This is a genomic window from Delftia sp. PE138, assembly GCF_018320755.1.
GTDB classification, from domain to species: domain Bacteria; phylum Pseudomonadota; class Gammaproteobacteria; order Burkholderiales; family Burkholderiaceae_C; genus Comamonas; species Comamonas tsuruhatensis.
In genome coordinates, this window is record NZ_JABEPN010000005.1 from 303,523 (window position 1) to 327,025 (window position 23,503).

Genomic DNA, 23,503 nt, shown 5'->3' on the forward strand with positions numbered 1-23,503 from the left:
TGTCGTTACTTCGCCCAGGCGCTGCGGCGCCCACGTCCAAGCACCATGGAACTGCCCAAGCTCACTCCCGGAAAACGCTTCACCCTGCCCCACCCCGTGGGCAGCGCCGACGCCCTGCTGCTGGCCCGCCTGGGCGAGCGCGAGAAGGCTGCTGGCCGGGTGACAGCCATCGTCACGGCTGACGCCTCGGATGCCCAGCGGCTGATCGACGAGATGGCCTTCTTCGCCCCGGGCCTGCGCTGCGCGCTGTTCCCCGACTGGGAGACCCTGCCCTACGACAGCTTCTCTCCCCACCAGGACCTGATCAGCGAGCGCCTGGCCACGCTGTGGCGCATCAACCAGCGCGACAAGGAGCATGGCGCCGACGTGGTGCTGGTGCCCGCCACCACCGCGCTGTACCGGCTGGCGCCGCCCTCCTTCCTGGCCGGCTACACCTTCGAGTTCAAGAGCGGCCAGAAGCTGGACGAGGCCAAACTCAAGGCCCAGCTGACGCTGGCCGGCTACCAGCATGTCTCCCAGGTGGTCAGCCATGGAGAGTACGCGGTGCGGGGCGGCCTGATCGACCTGTTTCCCATGGGCTCGCTGCAGCCCTACCGGGTGGACCTGTTCGACGACGAGATCGACTCCATCCGCACCTTCGACCCCGACACCCAGCGCAGCCTCTACCCCGTGCCAGAGGTGCGCCTGCTGCCCGGCCGCGAGTTCCCCATGGACGAGGACGCGCGCGCCAAGTTCCGCCAGCGCTGGCGCGAGCTGCTGGAGGGTGATCCCACGCGCAGCCGCATCTACAAGGACATGGGCCAGGGCATTGCCACGGCCGGCATCGAGTACTACCTGCCGCTGTTCTTCGACGAAACGGCCACCGTCTTCGACTACCTGGGCGCCGATGCCACCGTGGTCATGCATGGCGACCTGGAGCCGGCCTTCCAGCGCTTTTGGCAGGACACCAAGGAGCGCTTCCGCCTGGTGCAGGGCGACCCCGAGCGCCCGGCCCTGCCGCCCGAGGTGCTGTTCCTGTCCGCCGACCAGTTCTACACGCGCGCCAAGGAGCACGCCCAGCTCGCGCTGCGCCCAGGCACCGAGGACGTGGCAGACAGCGCCATCTTCCAGAAGCTGGAGGACCTGTCCGTGGTGCGCGGCGCGGAAGACCCTCTGGCGCGCCTGCAAAGGCACATTGCCGCCAGCGCCCACCGCATCCTGCTGCTGGCCGAGTCCGATGGCCGCCGAGAAAGCCTGCTGGACTTCTTCCGCGCCTCGGGCGTGAACCCGCCGGTCTTCGACTCGCTGGCCGAGTTCCAGGGCGATGCGGGCGAGAAGGTGGGCATTGCCACGGCCGGGCTGATGAACGGCTTCGCCTGGGTGGAGGAAGGCCTGGACTTCGTCACCGAGACCGAGCTGTTCGCCACCAGCCCCACGGGCCGCAGGCGCAGGCGCCAGGAGCAGGTCAGCGATGTCGAGGCACTGATCAAGGACCTGTCCGAACTCAAGGTGGGCGACCCCGTGGTGCACTCGGACCACGGCATCGGCCGCTACCAGGGCCTGGTCCACATGGACATGGGCCAGAAGAACCCCGACGGCACGCCGGCCGTGCAGGAATTCCTGCACCTGGAGTACGCGGGCAACGCCGTGCTCTACGTGCCCGTCAGCCAGTTGCAGCTGATCAGCCGCTACACGGGCGTCTCACCCGAGGACGCGCCGCTGCACAAGCTTGGCGGCACGCAGTGGGAAAAGGCCAAGCGCAAGGCGGCCGAGCAGGTGCGCGACTCCGCGGCCGAGCTGCTGAACATCTACGCACGCCGCGCCGCACGCCAGGGCCACGCCTTCCGCTACTCGCCCCAGGACTACGAGCAGTTCGCCAACGACTTCGGCTTCGAGGAAACGGCGGACCAGCGCGCTGCCATCCACGCCGTGATCCAGGACATGATCAGCCCCCAGCCCATGGACCGCCTGGTCTGCGGCGACGTGGGCTTCGGCAAGACCGAGGTGGCGCTGCGCGCGGCCTTCGTGGCCATCACGGGCGGCAAGCAGGTGGCCTTTCTCGCGCCCACCACGCTGCTGGCCGAGCAGCACTACCAGACCCTGGTGGACCGCTTCTCCAAGTGGCCGATCAAGGTGGCCGAAGTCTCGCGCTTTCGCTCGGGCAAGGAGATCACGGCGGCCGTCAAGGGCATTGCCGACGGCTCGGTGGACATCGTCGTGGGCACGCACAAGCTGCTGTCCGAGTCCACGCAGTTCAAGAACCTGGGCCTGCTGATCATCGACGAGGAGCACCGCTTCGGCGTGCGCCACAAGGAAGCCATGAAGGCCATGCGCGCCGAGGTGGACGTGCTCACGCTGACGGCCACGCCCATCCCGCGCACCATGGGCATGGCGCTGGAAGGCCTGCGCGACCTGTCCGTCATCGCCACCGCGCCCCAGCGGCGCCTGGCCATCAAGACCTTTGTGCGCAACGAGGGCACGGGCGTGATCCGCGAGGCCGTGCTGCGCGAGCTCAAGCGCGGCGGCCAGTGCTACTTCCTGCACAACGAGGTCGAGACCATCGAGAACCGCAAGCAAAAGCTGGAGGAAATCCTGCCCGAGGCCCGCATCGCCGTGGCCCACGGCCAGATGCCCGAGCGCGAGCTCGAACGCGTGATGCGCGACTTCGTGGCCCAGCGCTACAACATATTGCTGTGCTCGACCATCATCGAGACGGGCATCGACGTGCCCAGCGCCAACACCATCCTCATCAGCCGCGCCGACAAGTTCGGCCTGGCCCAGCTGCACCAGCTGCGCGGCCGCGTGGGCCGCAGCCACCACCAAGCCTATGCCTACCTGATGGTGCCCGACCTGGACAGCCTGACCAAGCAGGCCCAGCAGCGGCTGGAGGCCATCCAGCAGATGGAGGAACTGGGCTCGGGCTTCTACCTGGCCATGCACGACCTGGAGATCCGCGGCGCCGGCGAGGTGCTGGGCGAGAACCAGAGCGGCAACATGATGGAGGTGGGCTTCCAGCTCTACAACGAGATGCTGTCCGAGGCCGTGCGCAGCCTCAAGGCCGGCAAGGAGCCCGATCTGCTCAGCCCGCTGTCGGCCTCCACCGACATCAACCTGCACGCGCCGGCCCTGCTGCCGGGCGACTACTGCGGAGATGTGCACCTGCGCCTGTCCTTCTACAAGAAACTGGCCACGGCCCGCACCAGCGACCAGATCGACACCCTGCTCGAAGAAATCGTGGACCGCTTCGGCAAGCTGCCGCCCCAGGCGCAGACGCTGATCGACGTGCACCGCCTGCGCGTGCTGTCCCAGCCCTACGGCGTGGTCAAGGTCGATGCGGCGCCCGGCGTCATCAACATCACCTTCAAGCCCCAGCCGCCGGTGGACCCCATGGCCATCATCCACCTCATCCAGAAGAACAAGCACATCAAGCTGGCCGGCAACGAGAAGCTGCGCATAGAGCGCGCCCTGGACAATCCCAAGGACCGCGCCCAGATGGTGCGCGACGTGCTGCGCAGCCTGGGCCAGCCGCTGGTGGAGGCAAAGGCGGCCCAGCCCGCATAGAAGGGTTGTCCTAGCCATGTTCCTCGAAGCGAGCATCGCCCTGCTGGCCCTGGCCACCGCGCTGTGGCTGCGCCCCTGGCGCATGCTGGCCGGCCGCCCGGGTCCGGGCGGGCCGCTGGACCGCATGGCCTCGCCCCTGGTCACGCCGCTGCTGGCCGTACTCGTGCTGCTGCCCTGGATCTGGGCCCTGCCCACGCTGCACCGCATGCCGCTGCAACTGCAGTGGTCCTCGGCGCCGCTGGTGGTGCTCATGCTGGGCTGGCCTCTGGCCGTTCCGCTGCTGCTCATCGTGGGCGGGCTGGCCGCCCTGCTGTCGCCGGCCCTGGGCTGGGGAGATGCGCTGGGCATCTCGGTCTGGCAGGGCATCGTGCCCGCCACGCTGGCCATGCTCTGGGGTGCGGCGCTGCGGCGCTGGCTGCCGCACCAGATCTTTGTCTTCATTCTCGCGCGCGGCTTTGCGGGCACGGTGCTGTGCGTCTTCATCTCGGCCCTGCTGGCCCAGGCCGCAGGCCACTCGCTTCCCGGTGTCAACGAGGACCTGTCGCGCATTGCGCGCTGGCTCATGGCCTGGGGCGATGCCGTGATCACCGGCATGGTGACGGCCATCTTCGTGGTGTTCCGCCCCCAATGGCTGGCCACCTGGTCGGATGCCATCTACCTGCGCCGCCCACCCGCGCCCTGAGGGCGCATCCAGGCACAAGCCGTGGCGCGCCGCAGTGCCAAGGCCAGTGACTGCGCCGCGCGGCCCTGGCTCTGGATATGATTCGCGCCTGATACCCGCCAGCCCGGCGGCCCGTCCCTTTTTGCTGCCCCACCCATGACCGATGTCACCGAATTCGCGCCCGGACTGCTGATCCGCGGCATCCAGCCGCCACTGAAGCTGGCCGACTACAAGCTCATCGCGTTCGACATGGACTCGACGCTGATCACCATCGAATGCATCGACGAGATCGCCGACGCCACCGGCAAGAAGGCCGAGGTCGCGGCCATCACCGAAGCCACCATGCGCGGCGAGATCACCGACTTCAAGGACAGCCTGCGCCAGCGCGTGGGCAAGCTCGTCGGCGTGACCGAGGCCGACATGGCCCGCGTGCTGGCCGAGCGCCTGAAGCTCTCCCCGGGCGCCGAAACCCTGGTGCGCGCAGCCCAGGCTGCGGGCCTGAAGGTGCTGCTGGTCTCGGGCGGCTTCACCTACTTTGCCGAGCACGTGCGCGGCATGCTGGGCATCGACTTCGTGCGTGCCAACGTGCTGGAGATGCGCGATGGCGCGCTGACCGGCGGCCTGATCGAGCAGCCTTGGGGCGACATCTGCGACGGCGCCGAAAAGCGCCGCACGCTGCTGGAAGTCGCCTCTCTGCTGGGCATTCGCCCCGACCAGTGCATCGCCGTGGGCGACGGCAGCAACGACATTCCCATGATGCAGGTCGCAGGCCTGTCCGTGGCCTACCACGCCAAGCCGCGCGTGCGCAACGAGGCCAAGGTCTCCATCACCGAAGGCGGCCTGGACCGCCTGCTGGAAGTGCTGCGCTGAAAACCGGCGGTGGGGGCTGGCGCAGGCCGCTGCACTGCTCCGCAATCAATAGCTGAGAATGTTTTGTGGGCTTGCTTTTCCGGCAGGCCCCGGTCTTTTCTACAATGCTTGACGCAGCCCCATAGGCCACCGCCTCAGCGCCGGTGGCTCTCCTACAACAGCAGGCTGCACACCGGCGTATCCGCATGCCGGTGCTTGGAATCTCCTGCCCCATCCCCATGTGACACCCAAGGCCGCAGGCCTGCCCGCAGACGGGCGGCCTGTGGCGCTCCGACCGGCGCAGGCCCGCCTGCGCCGACCGTGCACATGACCACCATGATTGGAAAAACCTTCGTGAAGACTTCGTTCCGCACCACTGCCTCCGTGATCGCCCTGGCCATTGCATCGCTGACCGTGCCCACGCTGGCCCAGGCCAAGCGCATGGGCAGCGGCGGCAAGTCCGTGCGCCCGGCGTCGATCGGCAAGGCCCCTGCCCAGCCCGCAGCGCCTGCGGCGCCCACCGCCAGCAAGGCGGCAACGCCCGCCAGCCCGGCAGCTCCTGCCACGCCAGCAACGCCGGCCGCAGCCGCCGCTCCGGCAGCGGCACCTGCCACTGCAGGTGCTGCAGGCCCGGGCATGATGGGCACGCTGGGCGCCGCCGCCGTGGGCGCCGTTGCCGGCTCCATGGCCGGCAATGCGCTGGCCGGCGCCATGACCCCTGAAAAGGACGCTGCCGCCAAGGAGGCCGAAGCCAAGGCCAAGGCCGCCGAAACCGAGGCAGCCGAGCTGCAGCGCAAGGCCGATGAAGCCAAGGCCAAGGCAGAAGCCGCCCGCGCCGCCGCCAAGTAAACCGCCTGCTCCTTGCAAAAGGCCGCGCCTGTCGCGGCCTTTCTGTTTTGTCCAGCGGCTGCTTCAACGGCCTTGCGCATGCTCTCCACGCAGCGTCATCACGGCGCTGGCGATGCTCGCAACGGTCTTGCCATCATCACGCTCGATTTCACAGCGGTAGTGGCTGATCGTGCGTCCACGGTGCTCGGCCCACGCCCGCGCGCACAGCCTGGAGCGCCAGACCGGGCGCAGGAAGGCCGCCTTCAGGTCGATGCTGGTGAAACTCTGGCCTGGCTCCATCAAAGTGGAATGCGCCGTGCCTATGGCAGCATCGGCCAGTTCGCACAGCATCCCGCCATGGACCGTGCCCTGCTGGTTGCCATGGCGCTGCGCATCGGCGTCGAACTCCACGACGGCCATGGCTTCGCCGACGGCCACTATGCGAAACCCCAGCATCTGCGAGATCGCGGTCGGATAGCGCATGTGCGTGGCCTCGTCTGCGGCAAGCCGCCCTTCGATCTGCCGCTGCAGATAGTCGAGCACGGGGAGATAAGTGCTGGGAAGATGCATGGATTTCCTGTCTGGAGCGGGAGGGCAAGGCCCGGGAATGCCCGTCTCGCCAGTGTGATGACCTAGACTGGAACAATCAAAAAATTGTCCTAACTACACTCCATGGCTGCCTCTCGCGTTGCTCTGCTGACTGAACGGCTGGCCGAAGACATCCGCGCCGGCCGGCTCGCGCCCGGCACGCTGATGCCCACGCACCGCGACCTCGCGGCCCGCCATGGCATGGCCGTGGCGTCCGCCAGCAAGGTGTATGCGCGGCTGGCCTCCCTCGGCCTGGTCATCGGTGAAACCGGGCGCGGCACCTTTGTGCGGGATCGGCCGCAGCAGCGCGAATGGGATGGCAGCGACGAATCCCGCCTGAGTTCGGACACGGCCGACCTGTCCTTCAACCATCCCACCTGGCCGGGGCAGGCCGGGCTGTTGCGCTCCATGCTGCGCGAGCTGGCTGCTTCGGGCGACCTGGCTGCGCTCATGCACCAGCAGCCGCCCGGCGGCCGGCTGCACGAGCGGCGCATCGTGGCCGACTTCCTTGCCCGCGAACGCGGCCTGGCTGCCGAGCCGGAACGCATCTTCCTGGTCAACGGCGCGCAGCAAGGACTGGACATTGCCGTGCGTGCGCTGCTGCGGCCCGGCGATGCGGTGGCCGTGGACGCGCTGACCTACCCGGGCTTCAGGATGCTGGCCGAGCTCCAGGACCTGGACCTCCAGCCGGTCCCTGCCCTTGACGAGGGTCCCGACCTCGATGCATTGGAGCGGCTGTGCGCACGCCGGCGCATACGCGCCATCCATGCCATGCCCACGCTGCACAACCCCCTGGGATGGGTGATGCCGCTGGCGCAGCGCCAGCGCCTGGTGGAGATCGCAAGGCGCCACGATTGCCTGCTGATCGAGGATGCTGCCTATGCCTTTCTGGCAGGCAAGGCGCCCGCAGCCCTCGCAACGCTGGCGCCAGAGCGCTGCATTCACGTCTCCAGCCTCTCGAAAAGCGTGGCCAGCGGGTTGCGCTTCGGCTTCATGGTGGTGCCCCAGGCATGGGCAGGCCGCGTCAAGGCCGTGGTGCGCGCCAGCCACTGGAGCATGCCGGGCCTGGTCACGGCCATGGCCACGCGCTGGATGGCCAGCGGCTCCGTGCGGCAGCAGGAACAACGCATGCGGCAGGAGGCACGGCGCCGGCAGGCGATTGCGCGCAAGGCGCTGGCAGGAATGCAGATGCTGGCCCACCCCTGCTCGCTCTTCCTCTGGCTGCGCCTGCCCGGGGAGCTGCGGATGGACCGGGCGGCCACGGCGCTGGCCCAGTGCGGCATCGCCGTATCGCAGGCCCACGCCTATGCAACGACACCCCATGCCCCGCATGCGCTGCGTCTGGGACTGGGTTCAGTGCCTCTGCCGCAACTGGAGGCCGTACTCGTTCAGTTGCGGGATACCGTGGAAGGCTTTCCGCCCTGAGCCTGTGCCGGGCCAGGGCCCGGTTCAGGGGCCTTGCGCTTCAGCGCCGCCCGTCGCGCAGCGGCTGCAGCAGGTGCGACAGGCCGTTGTGGTCCAGCTCCTGCATCAGCGCCAGCAGTTGGCCCAGCTCTCCCTTGGGAAAGCTCTCGCGTGCGAACCAGTTCAGATAGTTGCCGGGAAGATCGGCGATCAGCCGGCCCTTGTACTTGCCATAGGGCATTTGCACCTGCACCAGCTTTTGCAGCATTTCGGAGTCCATGGCGGCGATGGTACGCGCTGCGCCATCGCAAGAATCCGCATAAAAAACCACAGCCTTATAACCAAATATCAAAAATGTTCAACGCGGCCCCTGGCGCAGCACTAGACTATGCGCCTGCCTGCCGCCAAGCCCGACGCGGAGCCGTTCTCCCGGGCCGGCGGCGTTTTATCGCAACCCGTTGAAGAAAGTCCTCCGGTCATGTTGAAGAAAGCCCTCTCCGCAATCGCGATTGCCACGCTGGCACTGACAGCCCAGGCCGCCGACGTGCTCAAGGTCGGTGCCACGGCCGTGCCGCATGCAGAAATCCTCAATCACATCAAGCCCGCGCTGAAGGCCCAGGGCATCGATCTGCAGATCAAGGAATTCAGCGACTACGTGCAGCCCAATGCGGCCGTCGAGGACAAGCAGCTGGACGTGAACTTCTTCCAGCACCAGCCCTACCTGGACAGCTACAACAAGGACCGCAAGACCTCGCTGGTGGCCGTGCCCAATGGCAAGGTCCATGTGGAGCCCTTCGGCGGCTACTCGCAGAAGATCAAGAACGTCAAGGACCTGAAGGACGGCGCCACCATTGCCATCCCCAACGACCCCTCCAACGGCGGCCGCGCCCTGATCCTGCTGGCCAAGCAGGGCCTGATCGAGCTCAAGGACCCCAAGAGCCTGACGCCCACGCCGCTGGATGTGGCCAAGAACCCCAAGAAGCTCAAGTTCAAGGAACTCGAAGCCCCGCTGCTGCCGCGCGCACTGGGCGATGTGGACCTGGCGCTGATCAACACCAACTACGCCATCGAGGCCAAGCTCAATCCCACCAAGGATGCGCTGTTCATCGAAGGTGCCGACTCGCCCTACACCAACATCGTGGTGTCGCGCCAGGACCGCGCCAACGATCCCAACATCGCCAAGCTGATGAACGCACTGCACACGCCTGATGTGAAGAAGTTCATCGTCGAGAAGTACAAGGGCGCCGTCGTTCCCGCGTTCTGAATGCGAGGTGGCCGCAGCCTTGCCGGCTGCGACCGCCGCGAAAAAAAAGCGCTGCCCCGGCAGCGCTTTTTTTGTGGCTGGCATTCCTTGCCTCAGCCTGCGGAGGCCACCTCCGCCGGCGCCTTGGCCGCAGCAGCCGGCCGCGTGATGGCGCTGCCCATGGCCGCGCCCATGATGCAGGCAATGGCCAGCCACTGCGTTCCCACCAGTTGCTCATGCAGCAGCAGCATGCCCATGAGGGCGGCTATCGCGGGCTCAGTTGCAAGCGCGATGCCGAAGGTGGCGGGCGGCAGGCGGCGCAGCGCCATCATCTCCAGCGTGTAGGGCAAGGCGCTGGAGATGGCCGCAACCATCAACCCGAAAAGAAGTATGGATGGCTGCAGCAGCTTGGCCCCCGCCTCGGCCACGCCGAAGGGCACCACCACCATGGCGGCGAACACCAGGCCCAGCGACACGGCCTGGCCGCTGGGAATGCTGCCCAGCCGCTGGCCCAGCAGGATGTACAGCGCCCAGCAGATGGCCGCGCCCACGGCGCAGGCAATGCCCACGGGCTCCAGCACCAGGGCGCCGGCGCTGGCACCGCCTATGGGCAGGATCAGGGCCAGCCCCGCCACCGCCAGCGCAAGCCAGACAAAATCCACGGGCCGGCGCGAGTGGTAGATGGCCACGGCCAGCGGCCCCGAGAACTCGATGGCCACGGCCAGGCCGAAGGGAATGGTGCGCAGCGCCATGTAGAACAGCAGGTTCATGGCGCCCAGCGCCACGCCGAAACGCAGCAGCGCCCAGGCCTGCGGCCGCGCCAGCGTCCAGCGCCAGGGCCGCCAGATGGCCACCAGGATCAGCGCGGCAAAGCCCACGCGCAATGCCGAGGTGCCCTGGGCTCCCAGCACCGGAAAAAGCTGCTTGGCCAGTGACGTTCCCACGCCCAGCGCCGTCACCGAGCCCAGCACGGCCAACAGCGGCCAAGCGCGGTTCCATGTGATGTTTGTTGTCATGGCGCGTACGATATTGCAAGCGCACCGCGCAAACAGCTCGTTTTTGAGCCGCTTCACGCAATATTCGCTCTTTTCCTCTTCTCGCCGCCAGCCGCCCATGCCCGCCATCGCCCTGGACTCCTTCGACCGCGCCATTCTCGACGTGATGCAGCGCGACAACCTCACGCCACAGCGCCTCATCGCCGAGCGTGTGCACCTTTCCGCGCCGGCCGTGCAGCGGCGCATCAAGCGGCTGCAGGAGCTGGGCGTGATCGCGGCCAACGTGGCCGTGGTCGATCCGGCGCGCATAGGCCGGCCGCTGACCGTGCTCATCAACGTGCAGCTGGTCAACGAGCGCCCCGATCTGTCGCAGGCCTTTCGCGCACGCGTGGATCGGGAGGACGCGGTACAGCAGTGTTATTACGTGACCGGTGAAGCCGACTATTCATTGATCGTCACGGCTGCCGATATGGAGGAGTACCAGGCGCTGGCGGCTCGGCTGTTTGCGGGGGACGACAACATCCGGCGCTACACCACCTCGATAGCGCTGGAACGCGTCAAGACCGGGCTGCAGCTACCGCTGCAGCCGCAAGCCACGGATGCCTGACCACCGTCATCAGATCGTTTTGAACATAGAACGCCATCACAGGCAGGGAGACTTCAATGAGCGCACCGCATCCGGACAGCATGGCCAATCTGGTGGCCATCCGCACCCTCGACAAGTACGAGAACGACTATTTCCCCAAGCGCGACCGCATCACCATCGCCTTTCGCGGCGATCTGGCAGAGCAGTTCAAGTACGACAAGATCCGTCCGCTGTCGCCGGCCCAGCGCCATGGTCACCGCGTGGTGATCGAGGCCGAGAGCCAGAAGACCGGCACCACCGGCCACTACTGCATCGAGTGCAACAGCTGGAACCTCATCGAGGCCGTGGGCACCTGGGCACCGGAGCCGGAGCAGGCGGCGGGCTGAGCCTGCCGCCTCTGGCCGGCTCAGGCCGGCTCAGGCCCCCGCCGGCGCCCAGACGCTGCCGGCCACCCACCAGGCCAGCGCCAGCATCATCACCCCCGTCAGGCCATCGAGAATCCGCCAGGCACGCGGCTTCTCGAACAGGCGCCTGAGGCGGCGGCCTGCAAAGGCCAGCAGCACGAACCATGACAGGCTGGCCGAAGCGGCGCCAATCACATACACCCATTTGAGCGCGCCTTCCTGGCGCGCGCCGATGGAGCCCATCAGCAGCACCGTGTCCAGATAGACATGGGGGTTGAACAAGGTGATCACGGCCAGCGTGGAGACCACGCCCAGCAGGCCGCGCGGCGCCAGCTGCCCGCCCGAGGCGGCCAGCTGCGCATCGGGCGCCATGGCCATGCGCCACAGCGCCATCAGGCCGTAGGCCAGCAGGAACAGGGCGCCGCCCAGGGTCAGGTAGCGGGCCAGATCGGGGTTGTCGCCCAGCAGCCGGGCCATGCCCGCCACGCCCAGGCCGATGAGCACCACGTCGCTGACCACGCACCATGCCACGCAGGCGCGTACATGCTGGCCGTGCACGGCCTGGCGCAGCACATACAGGTTCTGGGCTCCGATGGAGACGATGAGCGACAGGCAGACCGTGAAGCCCGCCAGCCAGGAAGAAGAAACATTTGCAGTCCACATGGGCAGGGATTGTCTGGCTCGCAAATGGTTAAGTAAAATTACATTTACTCAATCAAATGAAGAATATCTAAATGCTCGACTACGCCGGACTCGAAGCCCTGGCAGCCGTGGTGCGCGAAGGCAGCTTCGAACGCGCGGCGCGCAAGCTGCACGTCACGCCCTCGGCCGTCTCCCAGCGCATCAAGCTGCTGGAAGAGCGCGTGGGCCAGGTGCTGGTGCTGCGCGGCCAGCCCTGTTCAGGCACGGAGGCAGGCCGCCGCCTGTGCCTGCATGTGGAGCAGGTCGCCCTGCTGGAAAACGACCTGCGCCGCAAGAACCCCGAACTGGTGCCCGAGGGCCAGACGGCCCTGCCCACGCTCAAGCTGGCCGTCAATGCCGACTCGCTGTCCACCTGGTTCATGGACGCCATGTCCGCCTTCACGCGCGACGGCAACGAGCTGCTGGACATCAGCATCGACGACCAGGACCACACGGCCAAGCGCATCCGCGAGGGCGAGGTGATGGCCGCCGTCACGGCCACGTCCTCGGCCATTCCGGGCTGCAACACCTGGCCGCTGGGACGCATGCGCTACGTGGCGGCCGCCAGTCCCGATTTCATCCGCCGCTACCTCAAGGACGGCATCACGCCCGAGGCCATGGCGCGCACGCCCATGATGAGCTACGGCCGCAAGGACAGCCTGCAGGACCAGTGGCTGCAGCGCCTGGGCGCGGAAGGCCGGCGCAGCACGCCGCGCCACTTTCTGCCGTCCAACCAGGGCTATACGCGGGCCTGCGAGCTGGGCATGGGCTGGGGCATGCACCCGCCGCTGATGATCGGCGCGCAACTGGCCGAAGGCAGCCTGGTGGAGCTGCTGCCCGGCAACGATCTGGACATTCCCATGTACTGGGCCCATGCGCGCAATGCGCAGGCCAGCCTGCAGCGGCTGACGGACTGCGTGATCCAGGCGGCAGCCGCCTGTCTTGACCCGATGGAGTGAGGGGGCGGCGGCGCCGTCCGCGCCCGGCTCAGGGCTGGCGGCCGGTGTCGTCTGCCGGGGTGGACGGCTCAGCCTGGGCCTGGTCGTTGCGTTCCGGCCGCTGTATGGTGCGCACAGCCGCGCGCACGCGGGTCAGGGTGTGGAAGTCCAGCAGGCTGGTGGCCATGATGGTTTCCCAGAGAAAGCAGGCCAGGGCCGAGAGAAACATCAGCACGCCGAACAGAAAGCCCAGCACCGCATAGCCATGGCCGTTGATGCCGTAGGCCTCGCCCAGGAACAGCAGGGCAATGGTCAGGCCGATGCAAAAGCCGCAGACGGTCAGCAGCCCTATACAGACATTGGCCAGCCGGCCGCGCTTGCGCAGAAAGTGCAGCTCGGTCAGGCTGCGCGCGATGAATTCCTCCTCCTGCGGCGTGCGCAGCAGTTCCTCCAGCTTGCGGGCGCGGTCGATGATGCGGGCCAGCCGCCCGGCCACGGCGCCTATCATGCCGGCCACGGCCGTCAGGAAGAACACCGGCGCCAGCGCCAGCTGGATGCTGTGGGTGACGGTATCGGCGTCTAGCGACCAATTGATCATGCGGTCCTCTGCGTGCTTTCTGTTGTCTGGTCCGGCCGTGCTGCCGTGTTTTCGCGCGGACAGTATTGTGGCCGCAACCGGGGGCCGCAAGAAGCCATGCCGCCCGCTTTCAGCGCGCCGGGGGTGCCGGCAGAACCTGCGCGCACAGCGAAAGCATCTGGTCCAGCAGGGCGGGCGCCCGGTCGCGGCGGCGGACCACGCCCAGCGGCGCCAGCCGGCCCGTCAGCTGCACGTCGAGCCGGCACACGCGCGCATGGGTCTGCAGGCCCGGCGCGATGCTCAACGGCACCAGGGCCACGGCGCCGGGCTGGCTCAACAGGCCTTCCAGTATCGGCAGGGAAACGGTGGAGACGGGAAACCAGGGCGCATCGGGCAGTGCCTGGAGCACCTCGGCCTCGAAAATCCCGCGCACGGCGATGTTGGCCGTGGGCAGTACCCAGCGCGCGCCGGTCAAGGCCTGCAGCGGCACGCCACGGCGCCCGGCCAGTGCATGCGAGCGTGCGGCCACCACCACGGCCGTGTCGGCCAGCAGCGGCTCGAAGACGAAGGGGCCGGGCAGCAGCGCCGGCTCGCGGCAGAACACCGCGTCCAGCCCGCCGCCCAGCAGCTGGGACAGCAGCCGGGTGCTGGCGTCTTCGTGCACATCGACATGCACCTCGGGGTGTTCGGCATAGAACCGCGCCAGCAGGGGCGAAAGAATGGCCAGGGCCGCCGCCGGAATGGCGCCCAGGCGCAGCGCGGCCGCGGCGCCCCGGCGAATGGCGGCCAGCGATTCCGCCACCTCCTCCAGCGCGGCCAGCACGCCGCGCACCGTGTCCACCAGGGTCTGGCCGGCCAGCGTGGGGCGTATGCCGCGCGCATGCCGCTCGAACAGGCGGATGTCGAGCACGCGCTCCATCTCGGCCAGCGCCTGGGTGGCTGCCGACTGGCTCATGTGCAGCGTGGCGGCGGCCTGCACCACCGAGCCGCATTGCTGCAGCGCCACCAGCAACTGCAGCTGGCGCAGGCGCACATGCTTGGTCAGGCGCGAGAACAGCAGCCGGCCCTGGGGCGTGGCCGCGTCGTCCAGGCCTTCGCGGTCGTCAAAATCGTGGCTCATGGGAATCTTGGTGTTTTCCCCAGGCAGGCCCTGGCGCGCCACAGGCGGCGCAGGGCAAGCTATCGGAACGGCTTATAGCTTGGCACAAATACCGTGGCCCACGCGGGCGGCAGGATTTCTATAGTCGCCTGCATCGGGAGCCGGCACGGCCCAGGCTGCGGCTCCCTCCCCGTCGATGGAGTCCATGCCATGCAAGCCAAGCCCCTCTTACAGCCTCTCTCTCACCTGCCGCGCCGCACCCTGCTTTCCCTGGGCGCGGGCCTTTGCGCCGCGCTGTGCGGCCTCACCCTGGCCCGCACTGCTCATGCGGCCGACGCCTATCCGAGCAAGCCCGTCAAGCTCATCGTGCCCTTTGCGGCCGGCGGCTCCACCGACATCGTCGCGCGCGTGATCGCCGAAGGCCTGCGCAGCACGCTGGGCCAGCCCGTGGTGGTGGACAACAAGGCCGGCGCGGGCGGCCTGATCGGTACCGAAAGCATTGCCCAGGCCGTGCCAGACGGATACACCATAGGCATGGCCACGGTGAGCACGGCCACCATCAACCCCTCGCTGTACACGCGCGCCGCCAGGCTGGAAGGCAGGCTCCTGCCCGTGGCCAACCTGGTGACCATGCCATCGGTCTACATGGTCCATCCCAAGATGGGCGTCAAGGATTTCCCGGGCTTTCTGGCCAAGCTGCGCGCCCAGCCCGGCGCCTACAGCGCGGGCGTGCCGGGCCTGGGCACGCTGGGCCATCTGATGGTGGCGTCCTTCAACGAGACCATGAAGACCCAGATCCAGATCGTGCCCTATCGCGGCAACGGCCCGGCGCTCAACGACGCCCTGGCGGGCATGGTGCAGGTGATGACCGATCAGCTGCCTTCGGCCATGCCCCAGATCAAGGGTGGCAAGCTCATCCCCGTGGCACTGTCGGGCGACAGCCGCTCGCCCGATCTGCCCGATGTACCCACCTTCAAGGAGCTGGGCTATGCGCAGCTCAACGAGCTGGGCATCAGCTGGTTCGGCCTGGTCGTGCCGGCCGGCACGCCGCCCGCCATCGTCCGGCAGTTGCAGGAAGCGTCCACGAAGGCCGTGCGCCTGCCCGAGGTGCAAAAGCACCTGAAGCTGCTGGGCGCATCGGTCACCGAGATGGACCAGAGCCGCTTCCCTGCCCAGATCGCCAGCGAACTGCAGCGCAACAAGGCGCTGCTGGACAAGGCAGGAGTGAAGCCGGAATGAGCGCAGTCGATCATCTTCAGGATTTCTTCCAGCAGCAGTCCGCGCGCATGGCGGCCCTGGCCGACAGCATCTGGTCGCTGGCCGAGCTGCGCTATGCCGAGACGGCTTCGGCCCAGCTGCACATCGATGCGCTGGAGCAGGCCGGGTTTCGCATCACACGCGCCCTGGCCGACATTCCCACCGCCTTTCTGGCCGAATGGGGCGACGAGGGCCCGGTGCTGGCGTTCCTGGGCGAGTACGACGCACTGTCGGGCCTGAACCAGCAAAGCGGCGCCCTGGTCTGCACGCCGTCCACCGACAGCCCGGGCCTGGCCGGCCACGGCTGCGGCCACCACCTGCTGGGCACCTCGGCACATTTCGCGGCCATCGCGCTGCAGGAGCACCTGCGCCGCAGCGGCGCCAAGGCGCGCGTGCGCTACTACGGCTGCCCGGCAGAAGAAGGTGGATCGGGCAAGACCTTCATGGCGCGCGCCGGGGTCTTCGACGATGTGGACACGGCGCTGACCTGGCACCCGGCCAGCTTCTCCGGCGTGTTCAGCCAGAGCACGCTGGCCAATATCCAGGCGAAGTTCGTCTTCCACGGCAAGGCCTCGCATGCCGCGCACTCCCCCCACCTGGGCCGCAGCGCGCTCGACGCCGTGGAGCTGATGAACGTGGGCGTGAACTACCTGCGCGAGCACATGCCCACCGATGCGCGCGTGCACTACGCCATCACCGACTCGGGCGGCCTGTCGCCCAACGTGGTGCAGGCGCGCGCCGAGGTGCTGTACTTGGTGCGGGCCGCGCGCAACCATGAGGCGGCCGCACTGTACGAGCGCGTGCAGAACGTGGCGCGCGGCGCCGCGCTGATGACGGATTGCCGGCTGGAGATCGTCTTCGACAAGGCCTGCTCCAACCTGCTGCAGAACCGCACGCTGAACCAGGTCATGTACGAACAGATGCAGGCCCTGGGCCCGCTGCGCGTGGACCCCGGACTGCACAGCCTGGCCGGAGACTTCCAGGCTACGCTGGACAGCAATGACGTAGACCAGGTCAGCCGCCCGCTGGCCAGCGTGCTGCGCGGCAAGGTGCCGGCCGTGTTCGAGGGCCTGGCGCCCTACGATCCCACTGTGGAGGGCACCCTGTTCGGCTCCACCGACGTGGCCGATGTGAGCTGGATCACGCCCACCGTCCAGGCCTGGGTGGCCTGCTACGCCTTCGGCACGCCGCTGCACTCCTGGCAGATGGTCTCGCAGGGCCAGTCCGGCCTGGCCCACGCCGGCATGGTGCGCGCCGCCCAGGTGATGGCCGCCACCGCCATCGCCCTGCTGCAGCGGCCCGAGCGCATGGCCGAGGCCAAGGCGGAGCTGCTCGAGCGCCGCGGCGGCAGGCCCTATGCCTGCCCGATTCCTGCGGAGGTGCCCTTGCCGTTCATGCGAGGGTGATGTCCTTGGCATCGACGAATGTAAGGAAAATTCCTTACACTCATCTCCCAAGTCATTTGTGAAGGATTGCGCCATGCCCGACATCCATGAACTGGCCACCCTCACCTCCAAGGGCCAGGTCACGCTGCCCAAGCCCATACGCCAGGCCTTGGGCGTCGATGCGGGCGGCAAGATTGCATTCCGACTGCGCGAGGATGGCCTGGTCGTTGTCAGCCGCGCCGAAGAAGGGCATCAGGACCCCGCCATAGCGGCCTTCCTCGATCTGCTGGCTGCCGATATCCAGTCCGGCCAAAGGCTCCAGAGCCTGCCCGACGACCTGGCCCGCGACATGCTTGCGCTCGCAGGTCGTACGGTGGACCTGGATGACGATATCCAGGGCGATGTGGTGATCTGATGCAGCGCCACGGCTGGACCCTGCTGTTCCATGACTGCGTGGTGGAACAGTTGCGCAAATTGCACCAGGCCGCCCGACGCGCAGAGCACAACAGTCCGCAAGACTTCGGCTCCAATGCCAACGTCAAACTGTTCAGGGCTCTGAGCCAGTTGATGCTGGAAGTGATTCCCGGCGATCCCTCACGCGACGAATACCGCCAGGGCAATACGCTGGGAGCCAGCCACCGCCACTGGCGGCGGGCCAAGATCGGCAGAAGGTTCAGGCTGTTCTTCCGGTACGACTCCCGCTCCAGGGTGATCGTCTTCGCATGGGTCAACGACGAGCAGACCCTTCGCTCGTCGGGCAGCGCGTCCGACCCCTATGCAGTTTTCGAAAAAATGCTCGGACGCGGCCATCCGCCCGACGATTGGGAAGATCTGAAAGCGGCCAGCACGGAACATTGGCACGCTGGCCCGCGGTAGCCGGGCACCCGGCCTTTGCGCTGCCGCAAACCCGCCCCGCCGCCGCGTTGACCCATCACAAGCCCTCCACGCCATGCCACGGCGATAGTCGGATCGGGACCCCACCGATACCTACAAACCACAGGAGGACTTGTGAAGCTGATGATCGATCTCTTTTCCACCGACTACGGGCTGATGAGCCTGGGCGTCATCGTCTTCATCCTGATCATGGCGGGCTTTTTCCTGCGCCTGTTCCTGGGCAAGATGAAGCACGTGGCCAACAAGCCGCTTGAATGAAAAGATGCCCAGGCAGGGCCTGGCCTGGGCATTCGCATGCAGCCCTGCGCACTCAATAGTGCGGGGGCAGCTCGTCGCGCAGATGGGTCGCACCGCCAGCAGGCCCGCCCTCCGGCACCCGTCGGCGCAGGTCGCGCAGCTCGTCCAGGAGCCGGTCGATCTGCTGCTGCTGGCGGTAGATGGTCAGGTTCAGTTGCTCCAGCAGGTCGTCGGTGTAGCTGGCCTTGATCTCCAGCTCCATCACGCGCGCCTGCAGGGCCTGGGCCTCGTCGCGTTCGCCGCTGCGCTCGTTGTCCCCAGCCACGCTCACGCCTTGAGCGCCTGGGCCAGGCGGGCGATGCCTTCGCGGATCTTGTCCTCGTCGGCCGTGGCGAACGAGAGGCGGAAGCTGGTGGCATCGGGGTTTTGCGCGAAGAACGGCGCGCCCGGCACAAAGGCCACGCCCTGGGCGATGGCCCGCTTGGCCAGCTCGCCGGCATCGGCCAGCGCGCCGCCCTTGCCGGTCAGGCGCACCCACAGGAACAGGCCGCCCTGGGGCTGCAGGAATTCCACGGCATCGCCGAGGTGCTCGCGCAGCGCATCGCCCATGGCCTTGGCGCGGCGCGCATAGACCTCGCGCACATGGGCCAGCGTGGCGGGCATGGCGCCGGACTTCAGGTACTGCGCGGCCGTGGCCTGGGCAAAGGTGCTGGTGTGGGCGTCGCTGAACTGCTTGCACATCACGGCGCGGGCCAGCAGCTCGGGCGGGGCCACCAGCCAGCCGATGCGCAGGCCGGGGCTGAGCACCTTGCTCAGCGAGCCGCAATGGGCCAGCCAGTCGCGGCTGCCGGGCACCTGGCTGGACAGGGCCAGCAGGCTGGGAGGTGGCGCCTCGCCAAAATACAGGTCGCCGTAGGGATCGTCTTCCACCACCAGGGTCTGGTACTTGACGGCCAGCTCCAGCACCTTCTTGCGGCGCTCCAGGCTCAGCATGGCGCCGCTGGGATTGCCGAAGGTGGGAATCAGGTAGACCAGCTTGGGGCGGTGCTCGGCAATGAGCTTTTCCAGCGCATCGACCTGGGCGCCTTCGGCATCGATGGGCGCGCTGATGACTTGCGCGCCGTACAGGCGAAAGCACTGGATGGTGGCCAGGAAGGTCGGGCCTTCCACGATGACCTTGTCGCCAGGGTTGATCATGGTCTTGCCCAGCAGGTCCAGCGCCTGCTGGCTGCCCGTGGTGACCACCAGTTGCTCGGGGGCCAGCTCACGCACGCCCTTGCCGGCCATGAAGGCGGCGATCTGCTCGCGCAGCGGCTGGTAGCCCTCGGTGGCTCCGTACTGCAGCGCGGCGCCCGGCTCCTGCTGCAGCGCTGCCTGGGAGGCGGCGCTGATGCCGGCCACGTCGAACATGGCGCTGTCCGGAAAACCACCCGCGAAGCTGATGATGCCGGGCTTGCCCAGCAGCTTGAACAGCTCGCGGATGGCGGAGGTTTCTACGTTGTTCAGACGGTCGGCGAATTGCATGGGCAGGATTCTCGTTGTCGATGCGATGAAAAGGCGAAGCCTGCATTGTCGCCAATCCTGCCGCAGCTTTCCTGCACGATTAGAAGTCCCCTGAGTCGCTTCGCGCCTTCCCGTTGCACGGCGCCCCCCCCAAGGGGGACGACGCCATCTCTGCCCCTCTCTCCCGGAAGGCAGCTGCGTTCAATCAACCTTGATGTCGGCCCTGGCGGCCACGGCGCGCATCTGCGGCAGTTCGCGCTCGATGCGCTCCTGCAGCGCGCTGCCCGGACCCCATGCGGGCGACAGGCCGATGTCCACCAGCTTCTTCTTCATGGCCGGCTCGGCCATGGTGTCAGCCAGCGCCTTTTCCAGCTTCTTCTGGATGGGAGCGGGCAGGCCGGCCGGGGCGAGGAAGGCAAACCAGGTGTCCATGGCAAAGCCGGGGTAGCCGCTTTCGGCCACGGTGGGCACCTGGGGCAGCAGGGCCAGGCGCTGCGGGCCCAGGGCTGCGATGGGACGGATCTTGCCGGCCTTGATCAGCGGCGTGGTGGCCACCACCGTGTCCACGGCCACCTGCACCTGGCCGCCCATCAGCGCGGTCAGGCTGGGCGAGCTGCCGTTGAAGGGCACGTGCACCATGCGCATGCCCGTGGCGGTCTTGAGCATTTCGCCACCGAAGTGCACCGACGACCCCGTGCCGAAGGAGCCGTAGGACAGCTTGTCCGGATCGGCCTTGGCCAGGGCCACGAGTTCAGGCAGGGTGCGTGCAGGCGTTTCGTTGTGCGCCACCAGCACCAGCCCCATGTCGGCCACCAGGCCCAGCGGCGTGAAGCTGCGCAGCGGATCGTAGGGCAGCGGGTTGCGGATCACGGGGTTCAGCGTCAGCGTGGTGCTGGCGCCCAGCAGCAGCGTGTAGCCATCGGGCGGCGCCTTGGCCACCAGCGCGCCCGCCACCACGGTGCCCGCGCCGGGACGGTTTTCCACCACCACGGGCTGGCCCAGGCGCTCTCCCAGCGATGTGGCCAGCAGGCGGCCCAGGATGTCGGTGGCGCCGCCGGGCGCAAAGGGCACGACCAGCTTGATCGGGCGATCCGGGTAGGACTGGGCCTGGGCATGCGCAAAGGGCAAGGCAAGCGTAGCGGCGCCGGCCATCAGGCACGACAGAAAACGGGAACGGGACAAGGCCATGGCACGGATCTCCTGGGGAACGAGGGAACGGGAACCTGGGAACAAGCTCAATGCGGCAATTCAGTCGTCAGTCTTCAGTCGAGCAGCGGGCTGCGCACGCGCGACAAGCCGCTGGCCTGGTCATAGGCATGGCCGATCTGCAGCACGGCCAGGTCGGCCTGCGCCGGGCCGATGATCTGCAGCCCGGCAGGCAAGCCCTGCGGCCCGAAGCCCGCAGGCGCGGCCAGGGCCGGAAGGCCGGCCATGGTGGCAGGCACCACGGTCTGCATCCAGCGGTGGTAGGTGTCCATCTCGCGGCCGTCCACGGCGTGAGGCCAGTCCAGCGCTGCGTCGAAGGGAAAGACCTGGGCGGAAGGCAGCACCAGAAAGTCGTAGCTGTCGAACAGGCGGCGCAATGTTTCATACCAGGCCGAGCGCACGCGCGCCGCGTCATAGACGGCCATGGCCGGCAGCGCCAGGCCGCGCTCGATTTCCCAGACGGCCTCGGGCTTGAGCAGGGCGCGTTTGGCCGGATCGTTGTACAAGGCGGCGTTGGCGCCGGCCACGCTGAAGCTGCGCAGGTCGATCCAGGCGCGCCACAGGCGCTCGAAATCGAACTGCGGCACGGCCTCCTCCACCGTACAGCCTGCGGCCGTGAAATGCTGCAGCGCCGCCCGGCAGGTCTGCAGCAGGCCAGGCTCGGTGGGCAGGTGCCCGCCCAGGTCCCCCAGCCAGCCGATGCGCAGGCCCTTGCAGTCGCGCTGCAGCTGCGCGGTCCAGTCCTGGGGCGGCTCGCTGCGGCGGGTCAGCGGCAGGCGCGCATCAAAGCCTGCCTGCACGGACAGCAGCAGGGCCAGGTCGGGGATGTCGCGCGCCATGGGACCGGCCACGCTGAACTGCTGGAAGAACACCTCTTCCGAGGGGCCATGCGGCACGCAGCCCACCGAGGTGCGCAGTCCATAGACATGGTTGAAGGCGGCCGGCGTGCGCAGCGAGCCCATCATGTCCGAGCCATCGGCCACGGGCAGCATGCGCAGCGCCACGGCCACGCCCGCCCCGCCGCTGCTGCCGCCTGCCGATCGCGAAGGATCGAAGGCATTGCGCGTGGTCCCGTAGACCGGGTTGTAGGTATGCCCGCCCAGGCCGAACTCGGGCGAATTGCTGCGTGCCACGAAGAGCGCACCGCCTGCGCGCATGCGCTCGAACACCACGCAATCGGCCTGCGACAGCTGGTTCGCGAAGATCGGCGATCCCTTGGTCGTGACCATGCCTGCGGCCGGCATGATGTCCTTGGGAGCCTGCGGAAAGCCGTGCAGCGGCCCCAGGCTCTGGCCGCGCGCCAGCAGCGTATCCAGCTCGCGGGAGCGGCCGCGCAGCCAGTCCCGGTCCAGCGGAGCCACCAGCGCATTGACCACGGGGTTGAGCCGGTCGATCTGCGCGCAGTAGGCATCCAGCACTTCCAGGCAGGACAGCTCGCGGCCGTGGATGGCCTTGGACAGCGCGACGGCCGACATCTCCACCACGGCACCGCCCCCGGTGGCCAGACCCGGCTGCAGCGCAGCGGCGCTTGTGCTTGACTCCATGGATTTCCTCGTTTTCGTGACAGAACGAAGTCAGCATAAGCAGGCGCAAATATTTCGACAATCGCCATTTTCTCGGCTTATCGTTGCGTTTTCCGCAAACCATAAATGGGAGCCACATGCTTTCCAACCGCCTTCAGGACACGGCCCTGCGCTACTTTCTCGAAGTGGTGCGCAGCGGCTCGGTCAGCGATGCCGCCGCGCGGCTCAACGTCTCGCCCTCGGCCGTGAGCCGCCAGGTCGCCGGTCTGGAAGAGATGCTGGGCGTGCCGCTGTTCGAGCGCCGCCCGCGCGGCATGGCGCCCAGCCCGGCAGGCGAGCTGCTGGCCGCCCACGCGCGCCGCGGTGCGCTGGAGGCCGACCGCGTGGTCTCGGATATCGAGGCCCTGCAGGGCCTGCGCCGGGGCGTGGTGCGCGTGTGCAGCTCGGGCGGCTTTGCCATCGAATTCCTGCCGCGCGCCATGGCGCTGTTTCGTGAACAGTACCCGGGCATGCAGTTCCACCTGCGCGTGGAAGCACCTGCCGCCGTGACCCAGGCCGTGCTGGGCGGCGAGGCCGATGTCGGCCTGACCTACAGCCGTGCGGCGGCACGCGATATCGAGGTCTGGCACCGCCAGGTCTCGCCCGTGGTCGCCATCATGCGACCCGACCACGCACTGGCCCGGCATGCCAGCATCACCCTGGCCCAGATGCATCCCCATGCCATTGCCCTGCCCGAGGACGCCAACACCGCGCGCCAGCTGTTCGACATTGCCTGCAGCCACCGGCGCCTGGTGTTCGAGCCTGCCCTGGTCAGCGGCCAGTTCGAGACCCTGGTGCACTTCGTGCTGCATGGCGGCGGCCTGTCATTGGGTGGTGAGGTCACCATGCGCGAGCGTGTGCGCCGTGGCGAACTGCATGCGGTGCCCATACGCGAACGCGGCATGAATGCACGCGCCATCGAGCTGCAGACGCTGGCAGGCCGCACGCTGTCCAAGGGAGTGCGGGCCTTCGTGGAGCATCTGCGGGAGCTGCTGCCTCCCGGGTAAGAAGACGAAGTAGAAAAAGCAGAGAAAGACGGAAGGGATGGACTGCAGGCCGGGGCCCG

25 protein-coding genes are annotated in these 23,503 nt (G+C 67.8%); 15 read left to right on the top strand and 10 right to left on the bottom strand.

Annotated elements, in window-relative coordinates:
* The first annotated feature begins 45 nt into the window (after positions 1-45).
* From mfd to HFGMBDPB_RS18820, 4 genes are all read left to right on the top strand, one after another.
* Positions 46-3,540 (top strand): transcription-repair coupling factor, encoded by a 3,495-nt coding sequence (gene mfd / locus HFGMBDPB_RS18805; RefSeq protein WP_209802196.1) that lies wholly within the window; start codon positions 46-48, stop codon positions 3,538-3,540.
* A gap of 16 nt (positions 3,541-3,556) precedes the next feature.
* Positions 3,557-4,222 (top strand): hypothetical protein, encoded by a 666-nt coding sequence (locus HFGMBDPB_RS18810; protein WP_154834708.1) that lies wholly within the window; start codon positions 3,557-3,559, stop codon positions 4,220-4,222.
* Between the two features lie 135 nt (positions 4,223-4,357).
* Positions 4,358-5,071 carry a phosphoserine phosphatase SerB gene (gene serB, locus HFGMBDPB_RS18815; RefSeq protein WP_016445267.1) on the top strand — a complete coding sequence of 238 codons (714 nt, stop codon included), beginning with the start codon at positions 4,358-4,360 and terminating at the stop codon, positions 5,069-5,071.
* Positions 5,072-5,377: 306 nt separating this feature from the next.
* Positions 5,378-5,899, top strand: coding sequence for an ABC transporter substrate-binding protein (locus tag HFGMBDPB_RS18820; protein WP_154834709.1), 522 nt, complete (start codon positions 5,378-5,380; stop codon positions 5,897-5,899).
* Positions 5,900-5,962: 63 nt separating this feature from the next.
* On the opposite strand, the gene HFGMBDPB_RS18825 is transcribed toward HFGMBDPB_RS18820, so the two are convergent.
* A complete protein-coding gene (locus HFGMBDPB_RS18825) occupies positions 5,963-6,448 on the bottom strand; it encodes a PaaI family thioesterase (protein ID WP_012204692.1) in 486 nt (161 codons plus the stop codon).
* 102 nt (positions 6,449-6,550) lie between these two features.
* Between HFGMBDPB_RS18825 and HFGMBDPB_RS18830 the strand changes: the two genes are divergently transcribed.
* On the top strand, positions 6,551-7,891 hold the full coding sequence (locus HFGMBDPB_RS18830; protein ID WP_016445264.1) for an aminotransferase-like domain-containing protein: 1,341 nt from the start codon (positions 6,551-6,553) through the stop codon (positions 7,889-7,891).
* Positions 7,892-7,931: 40 nt separating this feature from the next.
* Here HFGMBDPB_RS18830 and HFGMBDPB_RS18835 read toward each other — a convergent pair whose 3' ends face one another.
* A complete protein-coding gene (locus HFGMBDPB_RS18835) occupies positions 7,932-8,150 on the bottom strand; it encodes a DUF3820 family protein (protein ID WP_209802199.1) in 219 nt (72 codons plus the stop codon).
* Positions 8,151-8,348: 198 nt separating this feature from the next.
* On the opposite strand from HFGMBDPB_RS18835, the gene HFGMBDPB_RS18840 reads away from it, so the two are divergent.
* Complete coding sequence (locus HFGMBDPB_RS18840) at positions 8,349-9,134, top strand: MetQ/NlpA family ABC transporter substrate-binding protein (protein ID WP_017404430.1); 786 nt, start codon at positions 8,349-8,351, stop codon at positions 9,132-9,134.
* Positions 9,135-9,226: 92 nt separating this feature from the next.
* Here HFGMBDPB_RS18840 and HFGMBDPB_RS18845 read toward each other — a convergent pair whose 3' ends face one another.
* Positions 9,227-10,129, bottom strand: coding sequence for an EamA family transporter (locus HFGMBDPB_RS18845; protein ID WP_016445261.1), 903 nt, complete (start codon positions 10,127-10,129; stop codon positions 9,227-9,229).
* Positions 10,130-10,226: 97 nt separating this feature from the next.
* On the opposite strand from HFGMBDPB_RS18845, the gene HFGMBDPB_RS18850 reads away from it, so the two are divergent.
* Both HFGMBDPB_RS18850 and HFGMBDPB_RS18855 read left to right on the top strand, forming a co-directional pair.
* Positions 10,227-10,715 carry an Lrp/AsnC family transcriptional regulator gene (locus HFGMBDPB_RS18850; RefSeq protein WP_016445260.1) on the top strand — a complete coding sequence of 163 codons (489 nt, stop codon included), beginning with the start codon at positions 10,227-10,229 and terminating at the stop codon, positions 10,713-10,715.
* A 56-nt stretch (positions 10,716-10,771) separates the two neighbouring features.
* Positions 10,772-11,080: a hypothetical protein gene (locus HFGMBDPB_RS18855; RefSeq protein WP_016445259.1), complete on the top strand. Its 309-nt coding sequence runs from the start codon at positions 10,772-10,774 to the stop codon at positions 11,078-11,080.
* A 30-nt stretch (positions 11,081-11,110) separates the two neighbouring features.
* On the opposite strand, the gene HFGMBDPB_RS18860 is transcribed toward HFGMBDPB_RS18855, so the two are convergent.
* The gene (locus HFGMBDPB_RS18860; RefSeq protein WP_016445258.1) at positions 11,111-11,761 is read right to left on the bottom strand and encodes a LysE/ArgO family amino acid transporter; all 651 of its coding nucleotides are present in this window, start codon (positions 11,759-11,761) and stop codon (positions 11,111-11,113) included.
* 71 nt (positions 11,762-11,832) lie between these two features.
* On the opposite strand from HFGMBDPB_RS18860, the gene HFGMBDPB_RS18865 reads away from it, so the two are divergent.
* Positions 11,833-12,738: an HTH-type transcriptional regulator ArgP gene (locus HFGMBDPB_RS18865; RefSeq protein ID WP_016445257.1), complete on the top strand. Its 906-nt coding sequence runs from the start codon at positions 11,833-11,835 to the stop codon at positions 12,736-12,738.
* Between the two features lie 28 nt (positions 12,739-12,766).
* Here HFGMBDPB_RS18865 and HFGMBDPB_RS18870 read toward each other — a convergent pair whose 3' ends face one another.
* Positions 12,767-13,315: a DUF2721 domain-containing protein gene (locus tag HFGMBDPB_RS18870; RefSeq protein ID WP_016445256.1), complete on the bottom strand. Its 549-nt coding sequence runs from the start codon at positions 13,313-13,315 to the stop codon at positions 12,767-12,769.
* 109 nt (positions 13,316-13,424) lie between these two features.
* Positions 13,425-14,414, bottom strand: coding sequence for a LysR family transcriptional regulator (locus tag HFGMBDPB_RS18875; RefSeq protein WP_016453034.1), 990 nt, complete (start codon positions 14,412-14,414; stop codon positions 13,425-13,427).
* Between the two features lie 189 nt (positions 14,415-14,603).
* Between HFGMBDPB_RS18875 and HFGMBDPB_RS18880 the strand changes: the two genes are divergently transcribed.
* The 5 genes from HFGMBDPB_RS18880 (at position 14,604) to HFGMBDPB_RS18900 (ending at position 18,187) form a co-directional block, all read left to right on the top strand.
* On the top strand, positions 14,604-15,632 hold the full coding sequence (locus HFGMBDPB_RS18880; protein ID WP_212646004.1) for a tripartite tricarboxylate transporter substrate-binding protein: 1,029 nt from the start codon (positions 14,604-14,606) through the stop codon (positions 15,630-15,632).
* Positions 15,629-17,056: a M20 family metallopeptidase gene (locus tag HFGMBDPB_RS18885; RefSeq protein WP_212646005.1), complete on the top strand. Its 1,428-nt coding sequence runs from the start codon at positions 15,629-15,631 to the stop codon at positions 17,054-17,056. The genes HFGMBDPB_RS18880 and HFGMBDPB_RS18885 overlap by 4 nt, the downstream gene beginning before the upstream one ends.
* Before the next feature lie 73 nt (positions 17,057-17,129).
* The gene (locus tag HFGMBDPB_RS18890) at positions 17,130-17,450 is read left to right on the top strand and encodes a type II toxin-antitoxin system PrlF family antitoxin (protein WP_017404436.1); all 321 of its coding nucleotides are present in this window, start codon (positions 17,130-17,132) and stop codon (positions 17,448-17,450) included.
* The gene (locus HFGMBDPB_RS18895) at positions 17,450-17,911 is read left to right on the top strand and encodes a type II toxin-antitoxin system YhaV family toxin (RefSeq protein WP_043789674.1); all 462 of its coding nucleotides are present in this window, start codon (positions 17,450-17,452) and stop codon (positions 17,909-17,911) included. The genes HFGMBDPB_RS18890 and HFGMBDPB_RS18895 overlap by 1 nt, the downstream gene beginning before the upstream one ends.
* 141 nt (positions 17,912-18,052) lie before the next feature.
* Positions 18,053-18,187 carry a DUF3149 domain-containing protein gene (locus HFGMBDPB_RS18900; protein WP_016445252.1) on the top strand — a complete coding sequence of 45 codons (135 nt, stop codon included), beginning with the start codon at positions 18,053-18,055 and terminating at the stop codon, positions 18,185-18,187.
* Positions 18,188-18,239: 52 nt separating this feature from the next.
* Here HFGMBDPB_RS18900 and HFGMBDPB_RS18905 read toward each other — a convergent pair whose 3' ends face one another.
* The 4 genes from HFGMBDPB_RS18905 to HFGMBDPB_RS18920 form a co-directional block, all read right to left on the bottom strand.
* The gene (locus tag HFGMBDPB_RS18905) at positions 18,240-18,497 is read right to left on the bottom strand and encodes a SlyX family protein (RefSeq protein ID WP_016445251.1); all 258 of its coding nucleotides are present in this window, start codon (positions 18,495-18,497) and stop codon (positions 18,240-18,242) included.
* The gene (locus HFGMBDPB_RS18910; protein WP_016445250.1) at positions 18,494-19,690 is read right to left on the bottom strand and encodes an aminotransferase-like domain-containing protein; all 1,197 of its coding nucleotides are present in this window, start codon (positions 19,688-19,690) and stop codon (positions 18,494-18,496) included. The genes HFGMBDPB_RS18905 and HFGMBDPB_RS18910 overlap by 4 nt, the downstream gene beginning before the upstream one ends.
* Positions 19,691-19,870: 180 nt before the next feature.
* Entirely contained in the window at positions 19,871-20,857 is a 987-nt protein-coding gene (locus HFGMBDPB_RS18915; RefSeq protein ID WP_212646006.1) for a Bug family tripartite tricarboxylate transporter substrate binding protein, read from the bottom strand.
* Between the two features lie 74 nt (positions 20,858-20,931).
* On the bottom strand, positions 20,932-22,419 hold the full coding sequence (locus HFGMBDPB_RS18920) for an amidase (RefSeq protein WP_016445248.1): 1,488 nt from the start codon (positions 22,417-22,419) through the stop codon (positions 20,932-20,934).
* Positions 22,420-22,535: 116 nt separating this feature from the next.
* Here HFGMBDPB_RS18920 and HFGMBDPB_RS18925 point away from each other — a divergent pair, with 116 nt between their 5' ends.
* A complete protein-coding gene (locus tag HFGMBDPB_RS18925) occupies positions 22,536-23,444 on the top strand; it encodes a LysR family transcriptional regulator (protein ID WP_016445247.1) in 909 nt (302 codons plus the stop codon).
* The last annotated feature ends 59 nt before the right edge of the window (positions 23,445-23,503 follow it).

Coding starts and splice junctions, on each gene's coding strand:
- HFGMBDPB_RS18850 (WP_016445260.1), top strand. CDS start 10,227: ATGCCCGCCATCGCCCTGGACTCCTTCGACCGCGCCATTCTCGACGTG.
- HFGMBDPB_RS18865 (WP_016445257.1), top strand. CDS start 11,833: ATGCTCGACTACGCCGGACTCGAAGCCCTGGCAGCCGTGGTGCGCGAA.
- serB (WP_016445267.1), top strand. CDS start 4,358: ATGACCGATGTCACCGAATTCGCGCCCGGACTGCTGATCCGCGGCATC.
- HFGMBDPB_RS18870 (WP_016445256.1), bottom strand. CDS start 13,315: ATGATCAATTGGTCGCTAGACGCCGATACCGTCACCCACAGCATCCAG.
- HFGMBDPB_RS18830 (WP_016445264.1), top strand. CDS start 6,551: ATGGCTGCCTCTCGCGTTGCTCTGCTGACTGAACGGCTGGCCGAAGAC.
- HFGMBDPB_RS18825 (WP_012204692.1), bottom strand. CDS start 6,448: ATGCATCTTCCCAGCACTTATCTCCCCGTGCTCGACTATCTGCAGCGG.
- HFGMBDPB_RS18810 (WP_154834708.1), top strand. CDS start 3,557: ATGTTCCTCGAAGCGAGCATCGCCCTGCTGGCCCTGGCCACCGCGCTG.
- HFGMBDPB_RS18840 (WP_017404430.1), top strand. CDS start 8,349: ATGTTGAAGAAAGCCCTCTCCGCAATCGCGATTGCCACGCTGGCACTG.
- HFGMBDPB_RS18855 (WP_016445259.1), top strand. CDS start 10,772: ATGAGCGCACCGCATCCGGACAGCATGGCCAATCTGGTGGCCATCCGC.
- HFGMBDPB_RS18820 (WP_154834709.1), top strand. CDS start 5,378: ATGACCACCATGATTGGAAAAACCTTCGTGAAGACTTCGTTCCGCACC.
- HFGMBDPB_RS18845 (WP_016445261.1), bottom strand. CDS start 10,129: ATGACAACAAACATCACATGGAACCGCGCTTGGCCGCTGTTGGCCGTG.
- HFGMBDPB_RS18890 (WP_017404436.1), top strand. CDS start 17,130: ATGCCCGACATCCATGAACTGGCCACCCTCACCTCCAAGGGCCAGGTC.
- HFGMBDPB_RS18915 (WP_212646006.1), bottom strand. CDS start 20,857: ATGGCCTTGTCCCGTTCCCGTTTTCTGTCGTGCCTGATGGCCGGCGCC.
- HFGMBDPB_RS18885 (WP_212646005.1), top strand. CDS start 15,629: ATGAGCGCAGTCGATCATCTTCAGGATTTCTTCCAGCAGCAGTCCGCG.
- mfd (WP_209802196.1), top strand. CDS start 46: ATGGAACTGCCCAAGCTCACTCCCGGAAAACGCTTCACCCTGCCCCAC.
- HFGMBDPB_RS18860 (WP_016445258.1), bottom strand. CDS start 11,761: ATGTGGACTGCAAATGTTTCTTCTTCCTGGCTGGCGGGCTTCACGGTC.
- HFGMBDPB_RS18920 (WP_016445248.1), bottom strand. CDS start 22,419: ATGGAGTCAAGCACAAGCGCCGCTGCGCTGCAGCCGGGTCTGGCCACC.
- HFGMBDPB_RS18880 (WP_212646004.1), top strand. CDS start 14,604: ATGCAAGCCAAGCCCCTCTTACAGCCTCTCTCTCACCTGCCGCGCCGC.
- HFGMBDPB_RS18925 (WP_016445247.1), top strand. CDS start 22,536: ATGCTTTCCAACCGCCTTCAGGACACGGCCCTGCGCTACTTTCTCGAA.
- HFGMBDPB_RS18875 (WP_016453034.1), bottom strand. CDS start 14,414: ATGAGCCACGATTTTGACGACCGCGAAGGCCTGGACGACGCGGCCACG.
- HFGMBDPB_RS18835 (WP_209802199.1), bottom strand. CDS start 8,150: ATGGACTCCGAAATGCTGCAAAAGCTGGTGCAGGTGCAAATGCCCTAT.
- HFGMBDPB_RS18900 (WP_016445252.1), top strand. CDS start 18,053: ATGATCGATCTCTTTTCCACCGACTACGGGCTGATGAGCCTGGGCGTC.
- HFGMBDPB_RS18895 (WP_043789674.1), top strand. CDS start 17,450: ATGCAGCGCCACGGCTGGACCCTGCTGTTCCATGACTGCGTGGTGGAA.
- HFGMBDPB_RS18910 (WP_016445250.1), bottom strand. CDS start 19,690: ATGCAATTCGCCGACCGTCTGAACAACGTAGAAACCTCCGCCATCCGC.